This is a genomic window from Nitrosospira multiformis (genome assembly GCF_900111585.1).
GTDB lineage: Bacteria > Pseudomonadota > Gammaproteobacteria > Burkholderiales > Nitrosomonadaceae > Nitrosospira > Nitrosospira multiformis_B.
In genome coordinates, this window is sequence record NZ_FOHI01000006.1 from 31,241 (window position 1) to 46,193 (window position 14,953).

Annotated in this window: 17 protein-coding genes; 12 read left to right on the forward strand and 5 right to left on the reverse strand. The window is 54.1% G+C overall.

Features of this window, described 5'->3' with window-relative positions; all coding sequences use genetic code 11:
• Window positions 1–34: 34 nt before the first annotated feature.
• From BMW46_RS10075 to def, 3 genes are read left to right on the forward strand one after another with little or no spacing between them, the layout of a single operon-like run.
• Window positions 35–580: a hypoxanthine-guanine phosphoribosyltransferase gene (locus BMW46_RS10075; protein ID WP_074708055.1), complete on the forward strand. Its 546-nt coding sequence runs from the start codon at window positions 35–37 to the stop codon at window positions 578–580.
• A gap of 16 nt (window positions 581–596) precedes the next feature.
• The gene (locus tag BMW46_RS10080; protein ID WP_074708058.1) at window positions 597–1,343 is read left to right on the forward strand and encodes an S-methyl-5'-thioinosine phosphorylase; all 747 of its coding nucleotides are present in this window, start codon (window positions 597–599) and stop codon (window positions 1,341–1,343) included.
• Entirely contained in the window at window positions 1,333–1,866 is a 534-nt protein-coding gene (gene def / locus BMW46_RS10085; RefSeq protein WP_074708060.1) for a peptide deformylase, read from the forward strand. The genes BMW46_RS10080 and def overlap by 11 nt, the downstream gene beginning before the upstream one ends.
• A 55-nt stretch (window positions 1,867–1,921) precedes the next feature.
• Here def and BMW46_RS10090 read toward each other — a convergent pair whose 3' ends face one another.
• The 5 genes from BMW46_RS10090 to BMW46_RS10110 all read right to left on the reverse strand — a co-directional run bounded on the left by BMW46_RS10090 (window position 1,922) and on the right by BMW46_RS10110 (window position 4,340).
• A complete protein-coding gene (locus BMW46_RS10090) occupies window positions 1,922–2,509 on the reverse strand; it encodes a shikimate kinase (protein WP_177171081.1) in 588 nt (195 codons plus the stop codon).
• A gap of 102 nt (window positions 2,510–2,611) precedes the next feature.
• Window positions 2,612–2,902 carry an EF-hand domain-containing protein gene (locus tag BMW46_RS10095; RefSeq protein WP_143121449.1) on the reverse strand — a complete coding sequence of 97 codons (291 nt, stop codon included), beginning with the start codon at window positions 2,900–2,902 and terminating at the stop codon, window positions 2,612–2,614.
• 274 nt (window positions 2,903–3,176) lie between these two features.
• The gene (locus tag BMW46_RS10100; protein ID WP_074708065.1) at window positions 3,177–3,524 is read right to left on the reverse strand and encodes a hypothetical protein; all 348 of its coding nucleotides are present in this window, start codon (window positions 3,522–3,524) and stop codon (window positions 3,177–3,179) included.
• Window positions 3,521–3,889, reverse strand: coding sequence for a hypothetical protein (locus tag BMW46_RS10105; protein WP_074708068.1), 369 nt, complete (start codon window positions 3,887–3,889; stop codon window positions 3,521–3,523). Before BMW46_RS10105 ends, BMW46_RS10100 begins: the two co-directional genes overlap by 4 nt.
• A gap of 37 nt (window positions 3,890–3,926) precedes the next feature.
• On the reverse strand, window positions 3,927–4,340 hold the full coding sequence (locus BMW46_RS10110) for a DUF883 family protein (protein WP_074708070.1): 414 nt from the start codon (window positions 4,338–4,340) through the stop codon (window positions 3,927–3,929).
• Window positions 4,341–4,868: 528 nt separating this feature from the next.
• Here BMW46_RS10110 and rpsB point away from each other — a divergent pair.
• The 9 genes from rpsB to bamA all read left to right on the forward strand — a co-directional run bounded on the left by rpsB (window position 4,869) and on the right by bamA (window position 14,947).
• Window positions 4,869–5,615 (forward strand): 30S ribosomal protein S2, encoded by a 747-nt coding sequence (gene rpsB / locus BMW46_RS10115; RefSeq protein WP_074708073.1) that lies wholly within the window; start codon window positions 4,869–4,871, stop codon window positions 5,613–5,615.
• Between the two features lie 79 nt (window positions 5,616–5,694).
• Entirely contained in the window at window positions 5,695–6,603 is a 909-nt protein-coding gene (gene tsf / locus BMW46_RS10120; protein ID WP_074708075.1) for a translation elongation factor Ts, read from the forward strand.
• A 15-nt stretch (window positions 6,604–6,618) separates the two neighbouring features.
• Window positions 6,619–7,335 carry a UMP kinase gene (gene pyrH / locus BMW46_RS10125; protein WP_074708077.1) on the forward strand — a complete coding sequence of 239 codons (717 nt, stop codon included), beginning with the start codon at window positions 6,619–6,621 and terminating at the stop codon, window positions 7,333–7,335.
• Between the two features lie 135 nt (window positions 7,336–7,470).
• Window positions 7,471–8,028, forward strand: coding sequence for a ribosome recycling factor (frr, locus tag BMW46_RS10130; RefSeq protein WP_074708080.1), 558 nt, complete (start codon window positions 7,471–7,473; stop codon window positions 8,026–8,028).
• A gap of 116 nt (window positions 8,029–8,144) precedes the next feature.
• On the forward strand, window positions 8,145–8,942 hold the full coding sequence (gene uppS / locus BMW46_RS10135; protein WP_074708082.1) for a polyprenyl diphosphate synthase: 798 nt from the start codon (window positions 8,145–8,147) through the stop codon (window positions 8,940–8,942).
• A 44-nt stretch (window positions 8,943–8,986) separates the two neighbouring features.
• A complete protein-coding gene (locus BMW46_RS10140) occupies window positions 8,987–9,799 on the forward strand; it encodes a phosphatidate cytidylyltransferase (RefSeq protein ID WP_074708085.1) in 813 nt (270 codons plus the stop codon).
• A gap of 2 nt (window positions 9,800–9,801) precedes the next feature.
• Window positions 9,802–10,989 carry a 1-deoxy-D-xylulose-5-phosphate reductoisomerase gene (gene ispC, locus BMW46_RS10145; protein ID WP_074708087.1) on the forward strand — a complete coding sequence of 396 codons (1,188 nt, stop codon included), beginning with the start codon at window positions 9,802–9,804 and terminating at the stop codon, window positions 10,987–10,989.
• 304 nt (window positions 10,990–11,293) lie between these two features.
• The gene (gene rseP / locus BMW46_RS10150; RefSeq protein WP_074708090.1) at window positions 11,294–12,661 is read left to right on the forward strand and encodes an RIP metalloprotease RseP; all 1,368 of its coding nucleotides are present in this window, start codon (window positions 11,294–11,296) and stop codon (window positions 12,659–12,661) included.
• 3 nt (window positions 12,662–12,664) lie between these two features.
• Window positions 12,665–14,947 carry an outer membrane protein assembly factor BamA gene (bamA, locus tag BMW46_RS10155; RefSeq protein WP_074708093.1) on the forward strand — a complete coding sequence of 761 codons (2,283 nt, stop codon included), beginning with the start codon at window positions 12,665–12,667 and terminating at the stop codon, window positions 14,945–14,947.
• The last annotated feature ends 6 nt before the right edge of the window (window positions 14,948–14,953 follow it).

Below are 14,953 nucleotides of genomic sequence, written 5' to 3' on the forward strand. Positions count from 1 at the left end.
CTGTTCCTTATTCTTCATCAGATTACCCGTGCCGATGCTCCCATACCAGGATGCACAGAAAATTCTGAGAGAAGCAGAGCAGATATTTCCTGCCGATGTTGTAGTGGAAACCGTCAGGCGTATGGCAGCCGATATTACGGCTGTCCTGGCACATCGTTATCCTCTGGTGTTGAGCATCATGGGGGGCGCCGTCGTGTTTACCGGGCAACTGCTTCCCCTGCTGCAATTCCCGCTTAATTTCGACTATCTTCATGTCAGCCGTTACGCTGAAAAGACGCACGGTGGCAGGATCGACTGGAAAGTCTCGCCGGGCGAGAATGTGCAAGACCGGGTCGTACTAGTGGTGGATGATATCCTTGACCAGGGAATCACGCTCGCCGCCATCCGTGAATGGGTGATGAGCCACGGCGCAGCAGCATTTTATAGCGCCGTTTTTGCCGAAAAGGATATTGCTAGTCCCAAGCCGGTCAGCGCGGATTTTGTAGGTCTTGTGGTTCCGAACCGCTACGTCTTCGGCTTCGGCATGGATATCTATGGGGCATGGCGAAATTTGCCCGCCATCTATGCCTTGAAAGAGTGAGGTAAAATCCAGAAATATGCTTGCAATTATTGGCGGGACCGGAATGGCCCAGCTTGAGTGCCTTGAAATTTCCCATCAGAAAGTTGTAACGACTCCTTATGGGGAACCATCAGGTCCTCTGACTTTTGGCAAGATACGTAACAATACCGTCGTTTTTCTGGCGCGTCATGGATACGGCCATACGATTCCCCCCCACGAGGTGAATTACCGCGCCAACCTGTGGGCATTGCAGTCGGTGAACCTGACAAGGGTGATAGCGGTTGCTTCGGTAGGGGGAATCCGTCCTGATCTCGCACCGGGTACGGTAGTGATTCCCGACCAGATCATCGACTATACCTACGGTCGCAAATATACCTATTACGATGGCAAGGACCGGTCAGTGACCTACATCGATTTCACCGAGCCCTACTGTCCTTTGACTCGCAAGCGTCTCTTGGAAGCAGCAGGACGTGCCGGCGAAAAGGTGCTTGATGGAGGGGTTTATGGGGCGACCCAGGGGCCGCGACTTGAAACTGCAGCTGAAGTCAACCGGCTGGAGCGGGATGGGGTTGACATGGTTGGAATGACCGGTATGCCTGAGGCCGCCCTTGCCAAGGAGTTGGGCCTGTGCTATGCAACCATGGCAGTAGTCGCAAATTACGCGGCCGGCCGTAAAAGCAGTGCTCATCTCATCCGTCTGGATGAGGCCCATGCCGTTCTGGAAAAAACGATGGTCAGGGTCAGAAATATTCTCGAATGGGTGGTAACGCTCGATGCCGATTAAACCTGTCCTCAAAATGGGGGATCCCCGCTTACTGGAAGTGGCTCGGAAGGTGGAGAATTTCAGCACGCCTGAGTTCGAAGCATTGCTGCGAGACATGCATGATACGATGGAGGCGCTGGAGGGTGCCGGCCTGGCTGCGCCACAGATCGGGATCGGCCTGCAGGTTGTCATTTTCGGGGTGAAGCGTAATTCGCGCTATCCGGATGCGGAGGAGGTGCCCTACACGGTATTGGTAAATCCGGTCCTGACCCCCCTCACGGAATATATGGAGCAGGATTGGGAAGGCTGTCTGAGCGTTCCCGGCATGCGCGGGATGGTTCCCCGGTATGCCAGAATACGTTACGAGGGTTTGGATCAATATGGTAATAGCATAGACCGGACGGTGGAGGGGTTTCACGCGCGCGTGGTGCAACACGAATGCGATCACTTGCAGGGGATTCTCTACCCGATGCGGATTACCGATTTTCGTACGTTCGGTTTTACCGATGTGCTGTTCCCGGACAGACCGCCCTTAGCCGAGTAGCGGTTTTCCAACCGGCGGAGAGGGAAACGAACAGAACTTCCAACCGGTTTTGATTTTATCCGGTGCGGGATGAGATCGTCAGTTGTTGTGCCAGCGATTGAGCTAGATGCCGGGGGCTTCGTTTCCCGCTCTCAACCACGATATGCGCTGTCTCCCGATATAACGGGTCACGCTGCACAAACAGTTCAGCCAGTCTCGCGCGGGGGTCGGAAGTCTGCAGCAGCGGACGGTTCTTGTCATGCCGGGTGCGGCGCCACAGGTCATCGATGGATGCTCGCAGATATATCACGGTGCCGCCGTGCTTCAGCATTGTCCGGTTTACTCCACTCAATACGGCTCCGCCTCCCGTTGCCAGAATGATATTCCTTGCATTCATGAGTTCGGACAGTATCTCGGTTTCGCGCCTGCGAAAGCCTGCTTCTCCTTCGATCTCGAAGATCGTGGGAATGCTGACACCCGTTCGCTTCTGTATTTCCCGATCCGAATCGTAAAAGGTTTTTTCCAGGAAATGGGAGAGGAGCCTGCCCACCGTCGTTTTTCCGGCACCCATCATCCCAACCAGGAAGATGTTTCCGGTGACTGTGCGATCGTCAGCCTCCCCTTTCGCATCAACTGCGGGAGCAACTGCATCTGTTGAAATCATTGGGGGAATTGTAGCGGAAATATAAGTGTTGCACCTATTCCACCACCTCGAGTTTTCGGTATTCCGCCCGATTTTTCACAGGAATATCAAAAAGGCCGCTACTTACTTCTCCCGGATAGGAGGTGCTTTGGTGAACTCATTCCTGTTCAACCTGCCATCCCGATCGATATCAAGACTATGGAAAACCTGGGGAGACATTTTCTGCACCGCGGCTTCCTTCATGGTTATGTACCCATCCTCGTCGGCGTCGTACAGTTCCCAGGGGGGTGTGATAACCTCACGCGCATCCGGTTTTCGTTCCGCGGAAACTTCCGCGAGAACCACCGCCGGAAGGCTGAAAGCAATGATGATCAACGGAATGGTGAGGCTTCCTGATATATAGCGATTTTTCAAGTCAGCTCCACTGAATTGCGGTTGGGTTGCGGTTGCATGTAGGGAGGGGGCGGAGGAAGCAGAAAACTCCGCCCAGCCGTATGGATTGGGATTCCTCACCTAATTCATCAGAAAGTAAACGATGATTAAAACAAACGCAGGTACACCCAGAAGCCAGGCGATAAAATATTTTCCCATCATAATTCTCCCGAGAAAATTGGAAAACCTTTCTCCATGACCAATTTTTTCCTGTGCTTTTTAAGTGCTGTTGCTTTTATTACTCCTACACTCGAAGTTACATCCGCCGCCGGGAATTCAGCGATCTTATTACCGCCGGCAGAACCTCACGCATGATCAGCGTTCTCGCGCTGCTGCCGAGGGCGCCGGAGGACAGAGCAATGCCGCTTTTTACCGCTTTGCTCAACGATCTGGAGGGTACTGCGGACAACACGACTAACAGACCCAGCGAGATAGAGTAGGGGTGGCGCGCTATGAACCTGAATGTCCGGCTCCGCGGAAAAACATCGTCGCCCATCGCCTGCGTCTGCTCATCCTCATGTCCATACCTGGATCGATATTCCCTGCGGCTGGCATGCATCCGCTCCAACAGCGCCTTTTTTTCATATTCCAGCGAGGTGCTCATACGATATCCTTCATCAGCTTGATATCCTGCTGTAGTTCATCACGCACGGTATCAAAAGCTGAAACAGGATCTGTCTGACCGGGGGTTGCGAAATAAACTACAAAGGCAGTCAATGCATAGAAAGCGACAATTCCCCAGGCTGAGACCACGCGATAGGGGGTGTCCCAGAAAGTAACTATAACGGCAACTCCCGCGAACACAAGAGTCAGGACGGAGAGAAACGTTATTACGACGTAGCCGATCAGCCGTCGCTTGAAGTTCCTCCCCTGAATCTCCACGGATATTTTTACCAGCTCAATGTATTCGCTGAGGCGTTCCAGGATGAGAACTCCAATTTCTTTCGCTTTTTTAATGGTCTCAAACATGGCGGTTCATCTCGAACTAAGTGGCGGAACGCGTAGCTTAGCGACGGGCCAGCAACAGGCCGATTATCAGGCCGATCCCAGCCGCGTAGCCAACCGATTGAAGAGGGTGTTCACGTATGCACTCCTTCGAGCACTCGACGGCATAGTCGAATTGCTCTTGGGCATCCTCCGCCAAGTCGTGGGCAGCCTCGCGGGTGTCAGCAATTTTTGCCATCAGTTTTTCCTTAGCTTCTTCCAGGTCAACGTCTGACAGATTGGGAATGCGGGAAATGAGATCATCCAGGTCAGCTCTCAGCTTTGCAAATTCGTCCCTTGCCACCGATCCGACTTCCTGGCCTGCCGATTTCGCTGCCCGGCCTACATGCCGGGCCGCATCGCCCGCATGCTGAGTCATATTTTCTGCAGCTTCCCGAGTATCGCTCGCCGCATTCTTTGAGTTATCCTGTGCCATATTCTTCTCCTTTTACTTTTAATTGGTTTCATTGAAAGATAGGCGGTACTTGTTCAGTACGCGTCAGGTGCCAGTTTCCGGCAGTTGCAATTGCCGGTCTGTTCGTTGACACACATAGCACATCCGTAGGTTCCAATCCACAGATTCCTCTCGGTTCCCCTTCGCCAGAGGGCGCTCCTTTTCTGTGAATAGTGGAAATAGTGGACCACTGTATCCGTACCCTGGCGTTACACAAGTTCAATTGAGTGAATCAATTCAGGAATGGTATAATCTATAGTTAACTCGGTCTCGCCCAGTTTTGCAGAGTCAGGTTTGTTTGCAAGATTGCGTCCTGCTGCCATTTTTCCCGCGGGTACTGCTTCGCGCCGCTACAGTTGCTGCGGTAGCGTTGATTACTGCATGCAGATGGGACGGCCAAGTTAAACGTCAGTTCAAATTCACACATCTGCCTGTTTCGAAAAGGGTGCTCTGCATTGAAGGGGAGCGACTATGGCGGATGGAGGCTCAACCCTTAAAGGAGAAAATTTTATGTCAGTAACGATGCGGCAAATGCTGGAGGCGGGCGTTCATTTCGGGCATCAGACCCGCTTCTGGAGTCCCAAGATGGCGCCCTATATTTTTGGTCATCGCAACAAGATACACATCATCAATCTGGAAAAAACGCTGGTGATGTACCAGGAAGCAATGAATTACGTGCGTCAGTTGGCGGCCAACAAGGGCACGATTTTATTTGTCGGAACCAAGCGCCAGGCACGGGATATCGTGCACGAGGAAGCGATGCGCTGCGGGTCGCCCTTCGTCGACCAACGCTGGCTCGGTGGAATGCTCACCAACTTCAAGACGATCAAGCAATCCGTTAAAAGACTCCATGATATGGAAACGATGATGGAGGATGGAACGCTCGACAAGCTTTCCAAGAAAGAAGCATTGGATCTGCAGCGCGAACTGGAAAAACTCAATCGCAGTCTGGGAGGCATCAAGGACATGAAGAGCCTGCCGGATGCCATGTTCGTCATTGATGTCGGCTATCAGAAAGGAGCGATAACCGAAGCCAGGAAGCTTGGTATTCCTATTGTCGGTATTGTGGACAGTAACCATAGTCCGGTCGGCGTGGATTATGTCATTCCCGGCAACGACGATTCCAGCCAGGCCATTCGCCTATATGCCCGCGGTGTTGCGGACGCCATCCTGGAAGGCCGGAATCAGGCCATCCAGGAAATTGTACAAGGCGATTTCGAGGAAGCGGATGAGGCAGTAGCCGGCGAACAGGGATAAATTTCGTCGGAGTGGGGCACGTGAATCCGTGCCGGGCGCACATCCAGCGCTTCTTTTTTGAAAATTATCTGGAGCGAATATGGCGGAAATCACCGCACAAATGGTGAAGGAATTGCGCGAGATGACTGGTCTCGGCATGATGGAGTGTAAGAAGGCCTTAACTGAAACCAGCGGAGACATGAAAGCCGCAGAAGACCTTCTGCGGATCAAAAGTGGCGCCAAGGCGAGCAAGGCAGCCGGACGGACTGCAGCGGAAGGGATGGTGGCGGCCCATATCGTGCGTGACGGCAAGAGCGGTGCACTGGTGGAAGTCAACTGCGAAACCGATTTTGTCGCAAGGAACGAAGACTTCATCAGCTTTGCGCACAGTCTTGCAGAATTGCTGACAACGGAAAGCATAGCGGACAACGAGGCGCTCGCAAATGCCAGGTTGTCAAACGGTGAAAGCGTGGAGGAGTTCCGGAAAGCGCTGGTAATGAAGCTGGGCGAAAATATCAGCATACGCCGTTTTGCGCGCCATCAGGTAGCCGGTTCGCAGGATCGTCTTGCTTCCTACCTGCACGGTGCAAAAATAGGCGTCATGGTCGATTATACGGGTGGCGATCAGGCCCTGGGCAAGGACCTCGCGATGCATATCGCCGCCAGCAAGCCGGTATGCGTGTCAAGCGAGCAGGTTTCTCCGGAGCTGCTGGAGCGTGAACGCCAGATATATACCGCCCAGGCAGCGGAGAGCGGGAAGCCAGCCGATATCGTTGCGCGCATGGTCGATGGCCGTATTGCCAAATATCTTGCCGAGATAACGCTTCTGGGGCAGCCGTTTGTCAAAAATCCCGATCAGACGGTGAAACAACTGCTCGCAGAAAAATCCGCCCAGGTCAACGGTTTTACCTTGTATATCGTTGGAGAAGGGATAGAAAAGAAATCTGGCGATTTTGCTGCCGAAGTCATGGCGCAAGTGGGTCAGGCCAAACAGGAAAAAGCGTCTTAGCCCGCCGGATTGATTATGACCATACCCGCTTATAAGCGCATCCTGCTGAAGCTCTCGGGCGAAGCTCTCATGGGTGACGATAGTTATGGCATCAACCGGGATGTAATCGAACGAATCGTGGCCGAGATAGCCGAAGTGAATCAGCTGGGTGTCGAGGTTGCGGTAGTGATAGGCGGTGGCAACATTTTCCGGGGGATGACCTCCTCCGCGGAAGGCATGGACCGGGCGACCGCGGATTATATGGGGATGCTGGCTACTGTCATGAATGCGCTGGCGTTACAGGATGCGATGCGGCGGGCCGGGCTGGTGAGCAGGGTGCAATCCGCCCTCCGCATCGATCAGGTGGTGGAACCGTATATTCGGGGCAAGGCAATACGCTACCTGGAGGAGGGCAAAGTAGTCATTTTTGCCGCCGGCACCGGTAATCCATTTTTTACGACCGATACAGCGGCGGCTCTACGGGGAATGGAGATGAACGTGGATATCGTGCTCAAGGCCACCAAGGTCGATGGCGTATATACCACCGATCCCAAAATAAATCCGGATGCAGAACGCTACCAGAGACTGTCGTTCGATACAGCCATTGCCGAGAATCTCAAGGTGATGGACGCCACGGCACTGACGTTGTGCCGCGACCAGAAGCTTCCGCTCAAAGTCTTCAGTATCTTCAAGGCGGAGGCATTGAAACGGGTAGTCATGGGTGAGGAAGAGGGTACGTTGGTGGAGGTCTGAGTGCTTTCTGGCTACCTTGGCTATCTGGCCGGACTATAGGGGGCTACAGCTTGAATTGTCGGCATCGTGCTGCGGCATGGACGCCGAAACAGGGACGTCCCGGGTTATATATCATTTACGTCATTTCTAACTACTATGATTGCCGAGATAAAAAAATCCGCCGAGCAGAAAATGCAGAAAAGCCTGGAAGCATTGAAACTGGATCTGGGCAAGATACGAACCGGACGTGCCCACACAGGTCTGCTGGATCACGTCACTGTGGATTATTACGGGAATCCCACAGCAATCAACCAAGTGGCAAACATCAACCTTGCGGATGCCCGCACCATTACCGTGGCCCCATGGGAAAAAAAGATGCTGGGGTCGATAGAAAAAGCTATCCGCAATTCAGACCTGGGGTTGAATCCCGCGACCGTAGGCGAATTGATCCGCGTCCCCATGCCGCCGCTTACCGAGGAACGGAGGCGCGATCTCACCAAGGTGGTAAAGCATGAAGGGGAAGCGGCGCGCGTGGCAATGCGAAACATTCGCCGGGACGCAAATGCTCATCTCAAGGACTTGCTCAAGGAAAAGAAGATTGCCGAAGATGAAGAACGCCGGGGGCAGGATGATATCCAGAAGCTTACCGATCGCTATATTGCAGATATAGACAAGCTCCTCCAGGCCAAAGAAGCCGAACTGATGGCCGTATAAATGGAGTAATATTGCGGGAAATGAAAGCATATGTTTCCGCTTGCCTGTTCTGGAATAGCCGGACCCTGAAATAAAAATACCTTTGATTTCAATTTTGAATCTCAACCGTATTCTCCATGCCAGCCATCATCAGTTCGACCCGGGAAATACCTGAAACTGGGGAAGTTCCCCAGCACGTCGCCATTATCATGGATGGCAATGGACGTTGGGCAAAAAACCGGTTCATGCCGCGCATGGCAGGCCACAAGCGTGGGGTGGAGACAGTACGCTCCGCAATCCGGGCCTGCATGGAGCGAGGTGTCAAATACTTGACATTATTTGCCTTCAGCAGCGAAAACTGGCGCAGGCCACCTGAAGAAGTCGCGTTCCTGATGCAGTTGTTCATAAGCGTGCTGGAGCAGGAGGTATCCAAGTTGCATGAGAACGGTATCCGTTTCAAGGTAATCGGAGATCTATCGAAATTCGAACCGAAGATAGTCGACTTCATACGCAACGGCGAAGCGCTCACGGCTGCCAATGAACGCTTTACGCTTACTATCGCGGCCAATTACGGCGGGCGGTGGGATATCATGCAAGCTGTTCGAAAAATGCTCGCCGAATGCCCTCATCTGGCGACCACTTTCGATGAAAAAGACCTGATGCAGTATTTTGCCCTCAACCATGCGCCGGAACCCGATCTATTCATTCGTACGGGAGGCGAAAAGCGCATCAGCAACTTCCTTCTCTGGCAACTGGCATACACCGAACTCTATTTTACCGACACGTTGTGGCCGGATTTTGATGCGCGCGCCCTGGATCTCGCCATCCAGTCCTATCAGCAACGCGAGCGCCGATTTGGACGAACCAGCGAGCAGCTTCAGGCAGCGTCATCCTTGCGTGGAGGCAGAGAAGTCGCCGTGAAAGCGACGGCATAGCTTCCACACGTTCCGATCCGTGCTTTTTACTGATCGTCTCAACTATGCTCCGGGCACGGATTCTTACCGCCGTCATTATGCTATCCGTCTTTCTGGCGGCGTTATTCTATCTATCTTCCATCTTCTGGATGGCGCTACTGCTTGCGCTGACAACCGCCGGCTCGCTGGAATGGACCCGGCTTGCCAGGTTCTCTCTCAACCATACCATCGCTTACCTTTTATTAACGGTACTGCTGGCAAGCGAGCTCCTGTATGGATTGAGCGACGCAGTTGCTGTTGATCCCTATACGCCCTCATTTCTGGGGGTTTACGTTGCATCGCTGATATTCTGGATCTTCGGCGCGACGATTTTCCTGAAATCGAAGCGTCCTGTCGGGAGTGCCGTCCTGCTGGCGTTTATCGGCTGGCTGGTACTGTTGCCGACCTGTCTTGCGTTATACCAGCTGCGCGCAATCGATCCGCTCCTCCTGCTCGGTTTCATGGGCACCATTTGGCTATCCGATACAGCCGCGTATTTTTCCGGACGCACCTGGGGAAAAAACAAGCTCGCGCCGAGCATCAGTCCCGGCAAAACCTGGGAGGGGGTGGCTGGAGCCCTTGTTGCGGTACTGGTTTATGCGCTTATCTGGAGCTACAGCGAGGACGCGATTCCTGCCACGTTATTGATCCCGCTGCTGCTGCTTCTTGCCGCGCTGGGAATCGTGGGCGATTTATTTGAATCGCTGATGAAGCGTCACGCCGGACTCAAGGACAGCGGCACTATTTTGCCTGGCCACGGTGGTATACTTGACAGGATCGATGCACTGACTTCAACTCTGCCCATTGCGGCTCTGGCACTTCTCCTGCTACATACCTGATCATGATCGCTGTTCGTCATCTCACCATTCTGGGTTCCACAGGAAGCATCGGCGTAAGCACGCTGGATGTAGTGGCGCGTCACCCCGACCGCTTTCGCGTCGTAGCCCTTACCGCGAACAAGGGCGTCCAGAAAATTCTGGAACAATGCCGGCGTTTTGAGCCGCGCTATGCGGTGCTGCTGGATGAGGCCAGTGCGGAACGGCTGCAGATGGAAATTCGCGAGGCTGGCCTTGCCACTGAAGTGCTTTGGGGGGTGGATTCGCTGGAAAAGGTCGCTTCGCTGCCGGAGGTTGATACAGTGATGGCAGCGATCGTGGGCGCGGCCGGGATACGTCCGACATTTGCAGCGGCTGCGACCGGCAAGCGGGTATTGCTTGCCAACAAGGAAACAATGGTGATGGCCGGGCGCATATTCACGGACGTGGTCAAGGAAAATCACGCCACGCTGCTCCCGATCGATAGCGAACATAACGCCATTTTCCAGTCCCTGCCGCAGCACTTTAGCGGCGATCTGCGCGCGGTGGGGGTGCGTCGCATTCTGCTGACCGCATCAGGCGGGCCTTTTCGCCAGATGCCGCTGGCCGCACTGGAAAATGTAACCCCCGGGCAGGCGTGTGCTCATCCCAATTGGGTAATGGGGCAGAAGATTTCGGTCGATTCCGCTACCATGATGAACAAGGGGCTCGAAGTCATCGAAGCGCACTGGTTGTTCGAAGCCTCGCCCGAGCAAATAGAGGTCGTCGTTCACCCGCAGAGTATCATTCATTCCATGGTCGAGTATGTGGATGGCTCGGTATTGGCACAACTCGGCAATCCTGATATGCGTACTCCCATTGCCCATGCCCTCGGTTTCCCTGAACGGATCGAGACTGGAGTCAACCCCCTGGATATGTTCAAGGTCGCCCGGCTGGATTTCGAGGCCCCCGATTTTGAACGCTTTCCCTGCCTGCGGCTGGCATATCAGGCACTGGCAAGCGGGGGAAGCGCGCCGGCTGTGCTGAACGCCGCCAATGAAGTGGCGGTGGATTCCTTTCTCAGAGGTCTAATGCCATTCACGTCCATTCCCGCCATGATCGAGGATGTCATGCAGACAATTGGCCGCAGGGACATCGCGACTCTGGATGATGTGCTGGCGGCAGACGGCATGGCGCGCGAAGCGGCCCAAGAATGGCTGACGTGCCTCGCGTAAAGTGTCACAATCATCGGGCTTTCCGGCAGGTCGGACAACGGTTTATCCACCCGTTCTAAGGAAAGCTTCTCATTCATCCGGGAGCCGGACAGTTGGCTGGTTCCGTTAGCGCTTATGCGGGCACTATGGCAGATGTGAGCCCGCGGGGCGGCGGATTCGTTTGGGGGGTCAGCTCTACTAGTTTCGCCGCTTGCGCAAGCCCCATCAGTCCCAATTGCGGCTTCCATTTCATCCATGCGAAGATGGAAGACTTCTTTTATTTCCCCGTATCAGAGAGTCTGCCGGAACGCAGACCTGTAGAGGCATGACATTCCTTTTCACAATTGCTGCTTTCGTCGTTGCTCTCGGCTTGCTGATCGTGTTTCATGAATTCGGCCATTACCTCGTCGCTCGCTGGTGTGGAGTAAAAGTATTGCGTTTCTCCATTGGTTTCGGTCACCCGTTGCTGCGGAAGCAGGTAGGAAAAGACCAGACCGAATGGGTTATTGCCGCCTTTCCTCTTGGCGGCTATGTGAAGATGCTCGATGAACGTGAAGGAACGGTTGCGCCGGAGGAGTTGCCACGCTCATTCAACCGCCAGCCGGTTTTGCAGCGATTTGCTATCGTCGCCGCGGGGCCGGTCGCGAATTTTCTGCTGGCGATCGTCCTTTACTGGCTGTTGTTCATGCTGGGCATCAATGCGATGAAGCCTGTTCTCGGGCCTGTTGCTCCCGCAACCCCGGCAGCATTTGCCGGCTTGGAGAAGGGTGACATTCTGAGGCGAATCGAGGGCGAGCCGGTCGAAACCTGGCAGGATGCGCGCTGGCTGCTATTGTCCCATGCCGTGGAACGGCCTCCTTCACTTGCCGTAGAGGTGACTGACATCCATGGTCAGAGCGGGCTGCGGAGGCTGGATTTGAGCAACATCCAGGCGGATGATCTGGACGGGGAGTTTTTAAAGAAAATCGGCCTCAGCAGTTATCAGCCCGAGGTTAAACCCGTCATTTCGCAGGTGATACCCGATAGTGCCGGAAGCCGCGCCGGGTTGCTGCCGGGCGATGAAATCCTGGCAGTAAACGGGCGGAAAATTTCCCTGTGGCAAGACCTGGTGCAACAGGTGCGAGACCGGCCGGGATCATCGTTCATGCTGGAAATCCAGCGTGACGGTGCTGTGATCGACAAGGAGGTTGTTCCCGACAGCGTCACGGAGAATGGAGAAAAAATCGGGAAAATTGGAATTGCGCCGCGGATTGATTCCGATGAGATCGAAAAGCTGTTGATCGAAGTGCGCTATCCCTTGGGCACCGCTTTTACCAAGGCGGTAAACAAAACCTGGGAAACTTCGAAGTTCACCTTGCAAATGTTCGGAAAAATGCTGGCAGGTGAGGTGTCCTGGAAGAATGTAAGTGGCCCCATCACTATTGCCGACTATGCAGGAAAATCTGCCCAGATGGGTCTTTCGCCTTATCTGGGTTTTCTCGCCCTGATCAGTGTCAGTTTGGGAGTATTGAACCTGCTGCCCATTCCCGTATTGGATGGAGGGCATTTAATGTATTATGTCATCGAAATCGTCAAGGGCAGTCCGCTCTCCGCGAAAGCGATGGAAATCGGTCAGCAGGTGGGGATGGCACTCTTGTTTGCCCTGATGGCTTTTGCCATTTATAACGACATAAACCGCCTCATCCCCGGTTAAAGCATGAAAGTCAGGTATCTGGTCGCGCTTGTTTCTGCTTTGTGCGCTTCGGCTTCATGGGCACGCGAGCCCTTCGAAGTCAAGGACATCCGGGTGGAAGGCATACAGCGCACCGAGGCCGGAACCGTGTTCAGTTACCTGCCGGTGAAGGTCGGGGATGTGCTCGACGATGAAAAGGCTGCGGCGGCGATCAAGGCACTTTATGCCACCGGTTTTTTCAAGGATGTGCGGCTCGAATCCGAGAACGGTGTCCTGATCGTGGTGATAGAGGAGCGGCCGGCGATTGCTCAGATCACCATTGTCGGCGCCAAGGAGTTTGAGAAAGACAAGCTCAAGGAGGGACTGAAACAGGCAGGCCTGGCGGAATCCCGCATTTTCGATCGCTCGACGCTGGAAAAGGCCGAACAGGAACTCAAGCAGCAATATATGGCGCGCGGCAAATATGCCGTAAAAATCACCACAACCACAACCCCGCTTGAACGAAACCGGGTGGGCATTACCTTCCATGTGGACGAAGGTAGAACCGCCAAGATTCGCAAGATCAATATCGTTGGAAATAAAGCTTTCAAGGAAAAGGATCTGTTGAGTGCATTCTCGCTGCGGACTCCTGGCCTTTTGACATGGCTCACCAAGGAAGACCAGTATTCCAAGCAGAAGCTCGGCGGCGATCTCGAATCGCTCCGTTCCTATTACCTGAATCGCGGCTACCTCGAATTCAGCATAGAATCGACGCAGGTATCGATCACACCCGACATGCAGGATATTTACATTACGGTAAATATCGTCGAGGGCCCCAAATATGATGTTTCCGAAATCAAGCTTGCCGGTGAACTGCTGGTTCCGGAAGAGGAACTGCGCAAGCTCATACAACTCTCGGCGGGAGATACGTTTTCCCGCGAGAAACTGACGGAGTCCATCAAGCTCATCACCGACCGGCTCGGCGATGACGGCTACGCATTCGCCAATGTCAACGCCTCTCCCCAACTGGATAAGGAAAAGCAGCAGGTGGCGTTCACCTTTTTTATCGATCCCGGCCGTCGCGTCTATGTCAGACGCATCAATATTACTGGTAACTCCCGAACCCGGGATGAAGTGATACGGCGGGAAATGCGCCAGTTCGAGGGGGGCTGGTATTCAACCAGCAAGATAAACCGCTCCAAGACGCGGGTCGACAGATTGAATTACTTTACCGCCGTCAATGTAGAAACCCCGGCGGTTCCCGGTACCACGGACCAGATCGATGTGAATGTCGAAGTCAAGGAAAAGCCGACGGGCGCCGTCATGTTCGGTGCGGGCTATTCCAACATGGAAGGACTGATACTGAGCGGGTCTGTTGCGCAGGACAACATATTCGGTACCGGCAAGTTCGTCAATCTCATGGTGAATACCGGTAGCGTCAACAAGACCTATTCATTGTCCTATACCGACCCCTATTTCACCAAGGATGGTGTCACGGCAGGACTCGATCTCTATAAGCGGGTGCTCAACACGCGTACCCTGTCCTCCGTGATGAACTTCAATACCGACACGCTGGGTGCAGGTCTGCGTTTCGGCATTCCCATCAACGAAAATGACAGCATCATGGGGGGGCTGGGAGCGGAACAAACCACGATCGATCTTGGGCCTGACAGCCCCCAGCGTAATATCGATTTCGTGAACAAATTCGGGCGGACCACGATCAACATACCTGCAACGCTCAGCTGGAGGCGGGATGGCCGTGACAGTGCAATCTGGACAACTTCAGGAACCACGCAGCGCGTGTTCGCCGAGGTGGGCCTGCCGGGAGGAGACCTCACTTATTACAAATTGAGTTATGACCTTCGCTGGTATTTTCCCATCACCGAGATATTTACGCTGATGTTGAATGGAGAACTCGGATATGGGGAGGGCTATTCCGGTAAAGAGCTTCCCTTTTTCAAGAATTTCTTCGCGGGCGGCAATACCTCCGTGCGGGGTTACAACATCAGTTCGCTTGGTCCCAGGGACGCAACCAACAGAACCTTGGGAGGCAACAAACGTGCGGTAGGTAATATCGAGGTTCTGTTTCCGATGCCCGGCATGAGGAATGACCGCACGGTACGCCTGAGCGCGTTTCTGGATGGCGGCACGGTCTGGGGGCCTGGCGGGGTAAGGCCGGAGCAGGAGGGCTTGCGCTATTCTGCCGGTGTCGCCGTTACCTGGATATCCCCTATGGGACCGCTCAAAATCAGCGTGGCCCAGCCCTTGAACAGCCAGCCCGGCGACAATATACAGCGTTTTCAGTTTCAGTTTGGGCAACAATTCTAGATCCGG

What these genes read in the sequence shown, in the direction of transcription:
- BMW46_RS10140 (WP_074708085.1), top strand. Translation starts at nt 8,987, where the DNA reads ATGCTCCGGGCACGGATTCTTACCGCCGTCATTATGCTATCCGTCTTT.
- BMW46_RS10075 (WP_074708055.1), top strand. Translation starts at nt 35, where the DNA reads ATGCTCCCATACCAGGATGCACAGAAAATTCTGAGAGAAGCAGAGCAG.
- BMW46_RS10080 (WP_074708058.1), top strand. Translation starts at nt 597, where the DNA reads ATGCTTGCAATTATTGGCGGGACCGGAATGGCCCAGCTTGAGTGCCTT.
- uppS (WP_074708082.1), top strand. Translation starts at nt 8,145, where the DNA reads ATGCCAGCCATCATCAGTTCGACCCGGGAAATACCTGAAACTGGGGAA.
- pyrH (WP_074708077.1), top strand. Translation starts at nt 6,619, where the DNA reads ATGACCATACCCGCTTATAAGCGCATCCTGCTGAAGCTCTCGGGCGAA.
- BMW46_RS10105 (WP_074708068.1), bottom strand. Translation starts at nt 3,889, where the DNA reads ATGTTTGAGACCATTAAAAAAGCGAAAGAAATTGGAGTTCTCATCCTG.
- BMW46_RS10090 (WP_177171081.1), bottom strand. Translation starts at nt 2,509, where the DNA reads ATGATTTCAACAGATGCAGTTGCTCCCGCAGTTGATGCGAAAGGGGAG.
- def (WP_074708060.1), top strand. Translation starts at nt 1,333, where the DNA reads ATGCCGATTAAACCTGTCCTCAAAATGGGGGATCCCCGCTTACTGGAA.
- ispC (WP_074708087.1), top strand. Translation starts at nt 9,802, where the DNA reads ATGATCGCTGTTCGTCATCTCACCATTCTGGGTTCCACAGGAAGCATC.
- BMW46_RS10110 (WP_074708070.1), bottom strand. Translation starts at nt 4,340, where the DNA reads ATGGCACAGGATAACTCAAAGAATGCGGCGAGCGATACTCGGGAAGCT.
- frr (WP_074708080.1), top strand. Translation starts at nt 7,471, where the DNA reads ATGATTGCCGAGATAAAAAAATCCGCCGAGCAGAAAATGCAGAAAAGC.
- rseP (WP_074708090.1), top strand. Translation starts at nt 11,294, where the DNA reads ATGACATTCCTTTTCACAATTGCTGCTTTCGTCGTTGCTCTCGGCTTG.
- BMW46_RS10100 (WP_074708065.1), bottom strand. Translation starts at nt 3,524, where the DNA reads ATGAGCACCTCGCTGGAATATGAAAAAAAGGCGCTGTTGGAGCGGATG.
- tsf (WP_074708075.1), top strand. Translation starts at nt 5,695, where the DNA reads ATGGCGGAAATCACCGCACAAATGGTGAAGGAATTGCGCGAGATGACT.
- bamA (WP_074708093.1), top strand. Translation starts at nt 12,665, where the DNA reads ATGAAAGTCAGGTATCTGGTCGCGCTTGTTTCTGCTTTGTGCGCTTCG.
- rpsB (WP_074708073.1), top strand. Translation starts at nt 4,869, where the DNA reads ATGTCAGTAACGATGCGGCAAATGCTGGAGGCGGGCGTTCATTTCGGG.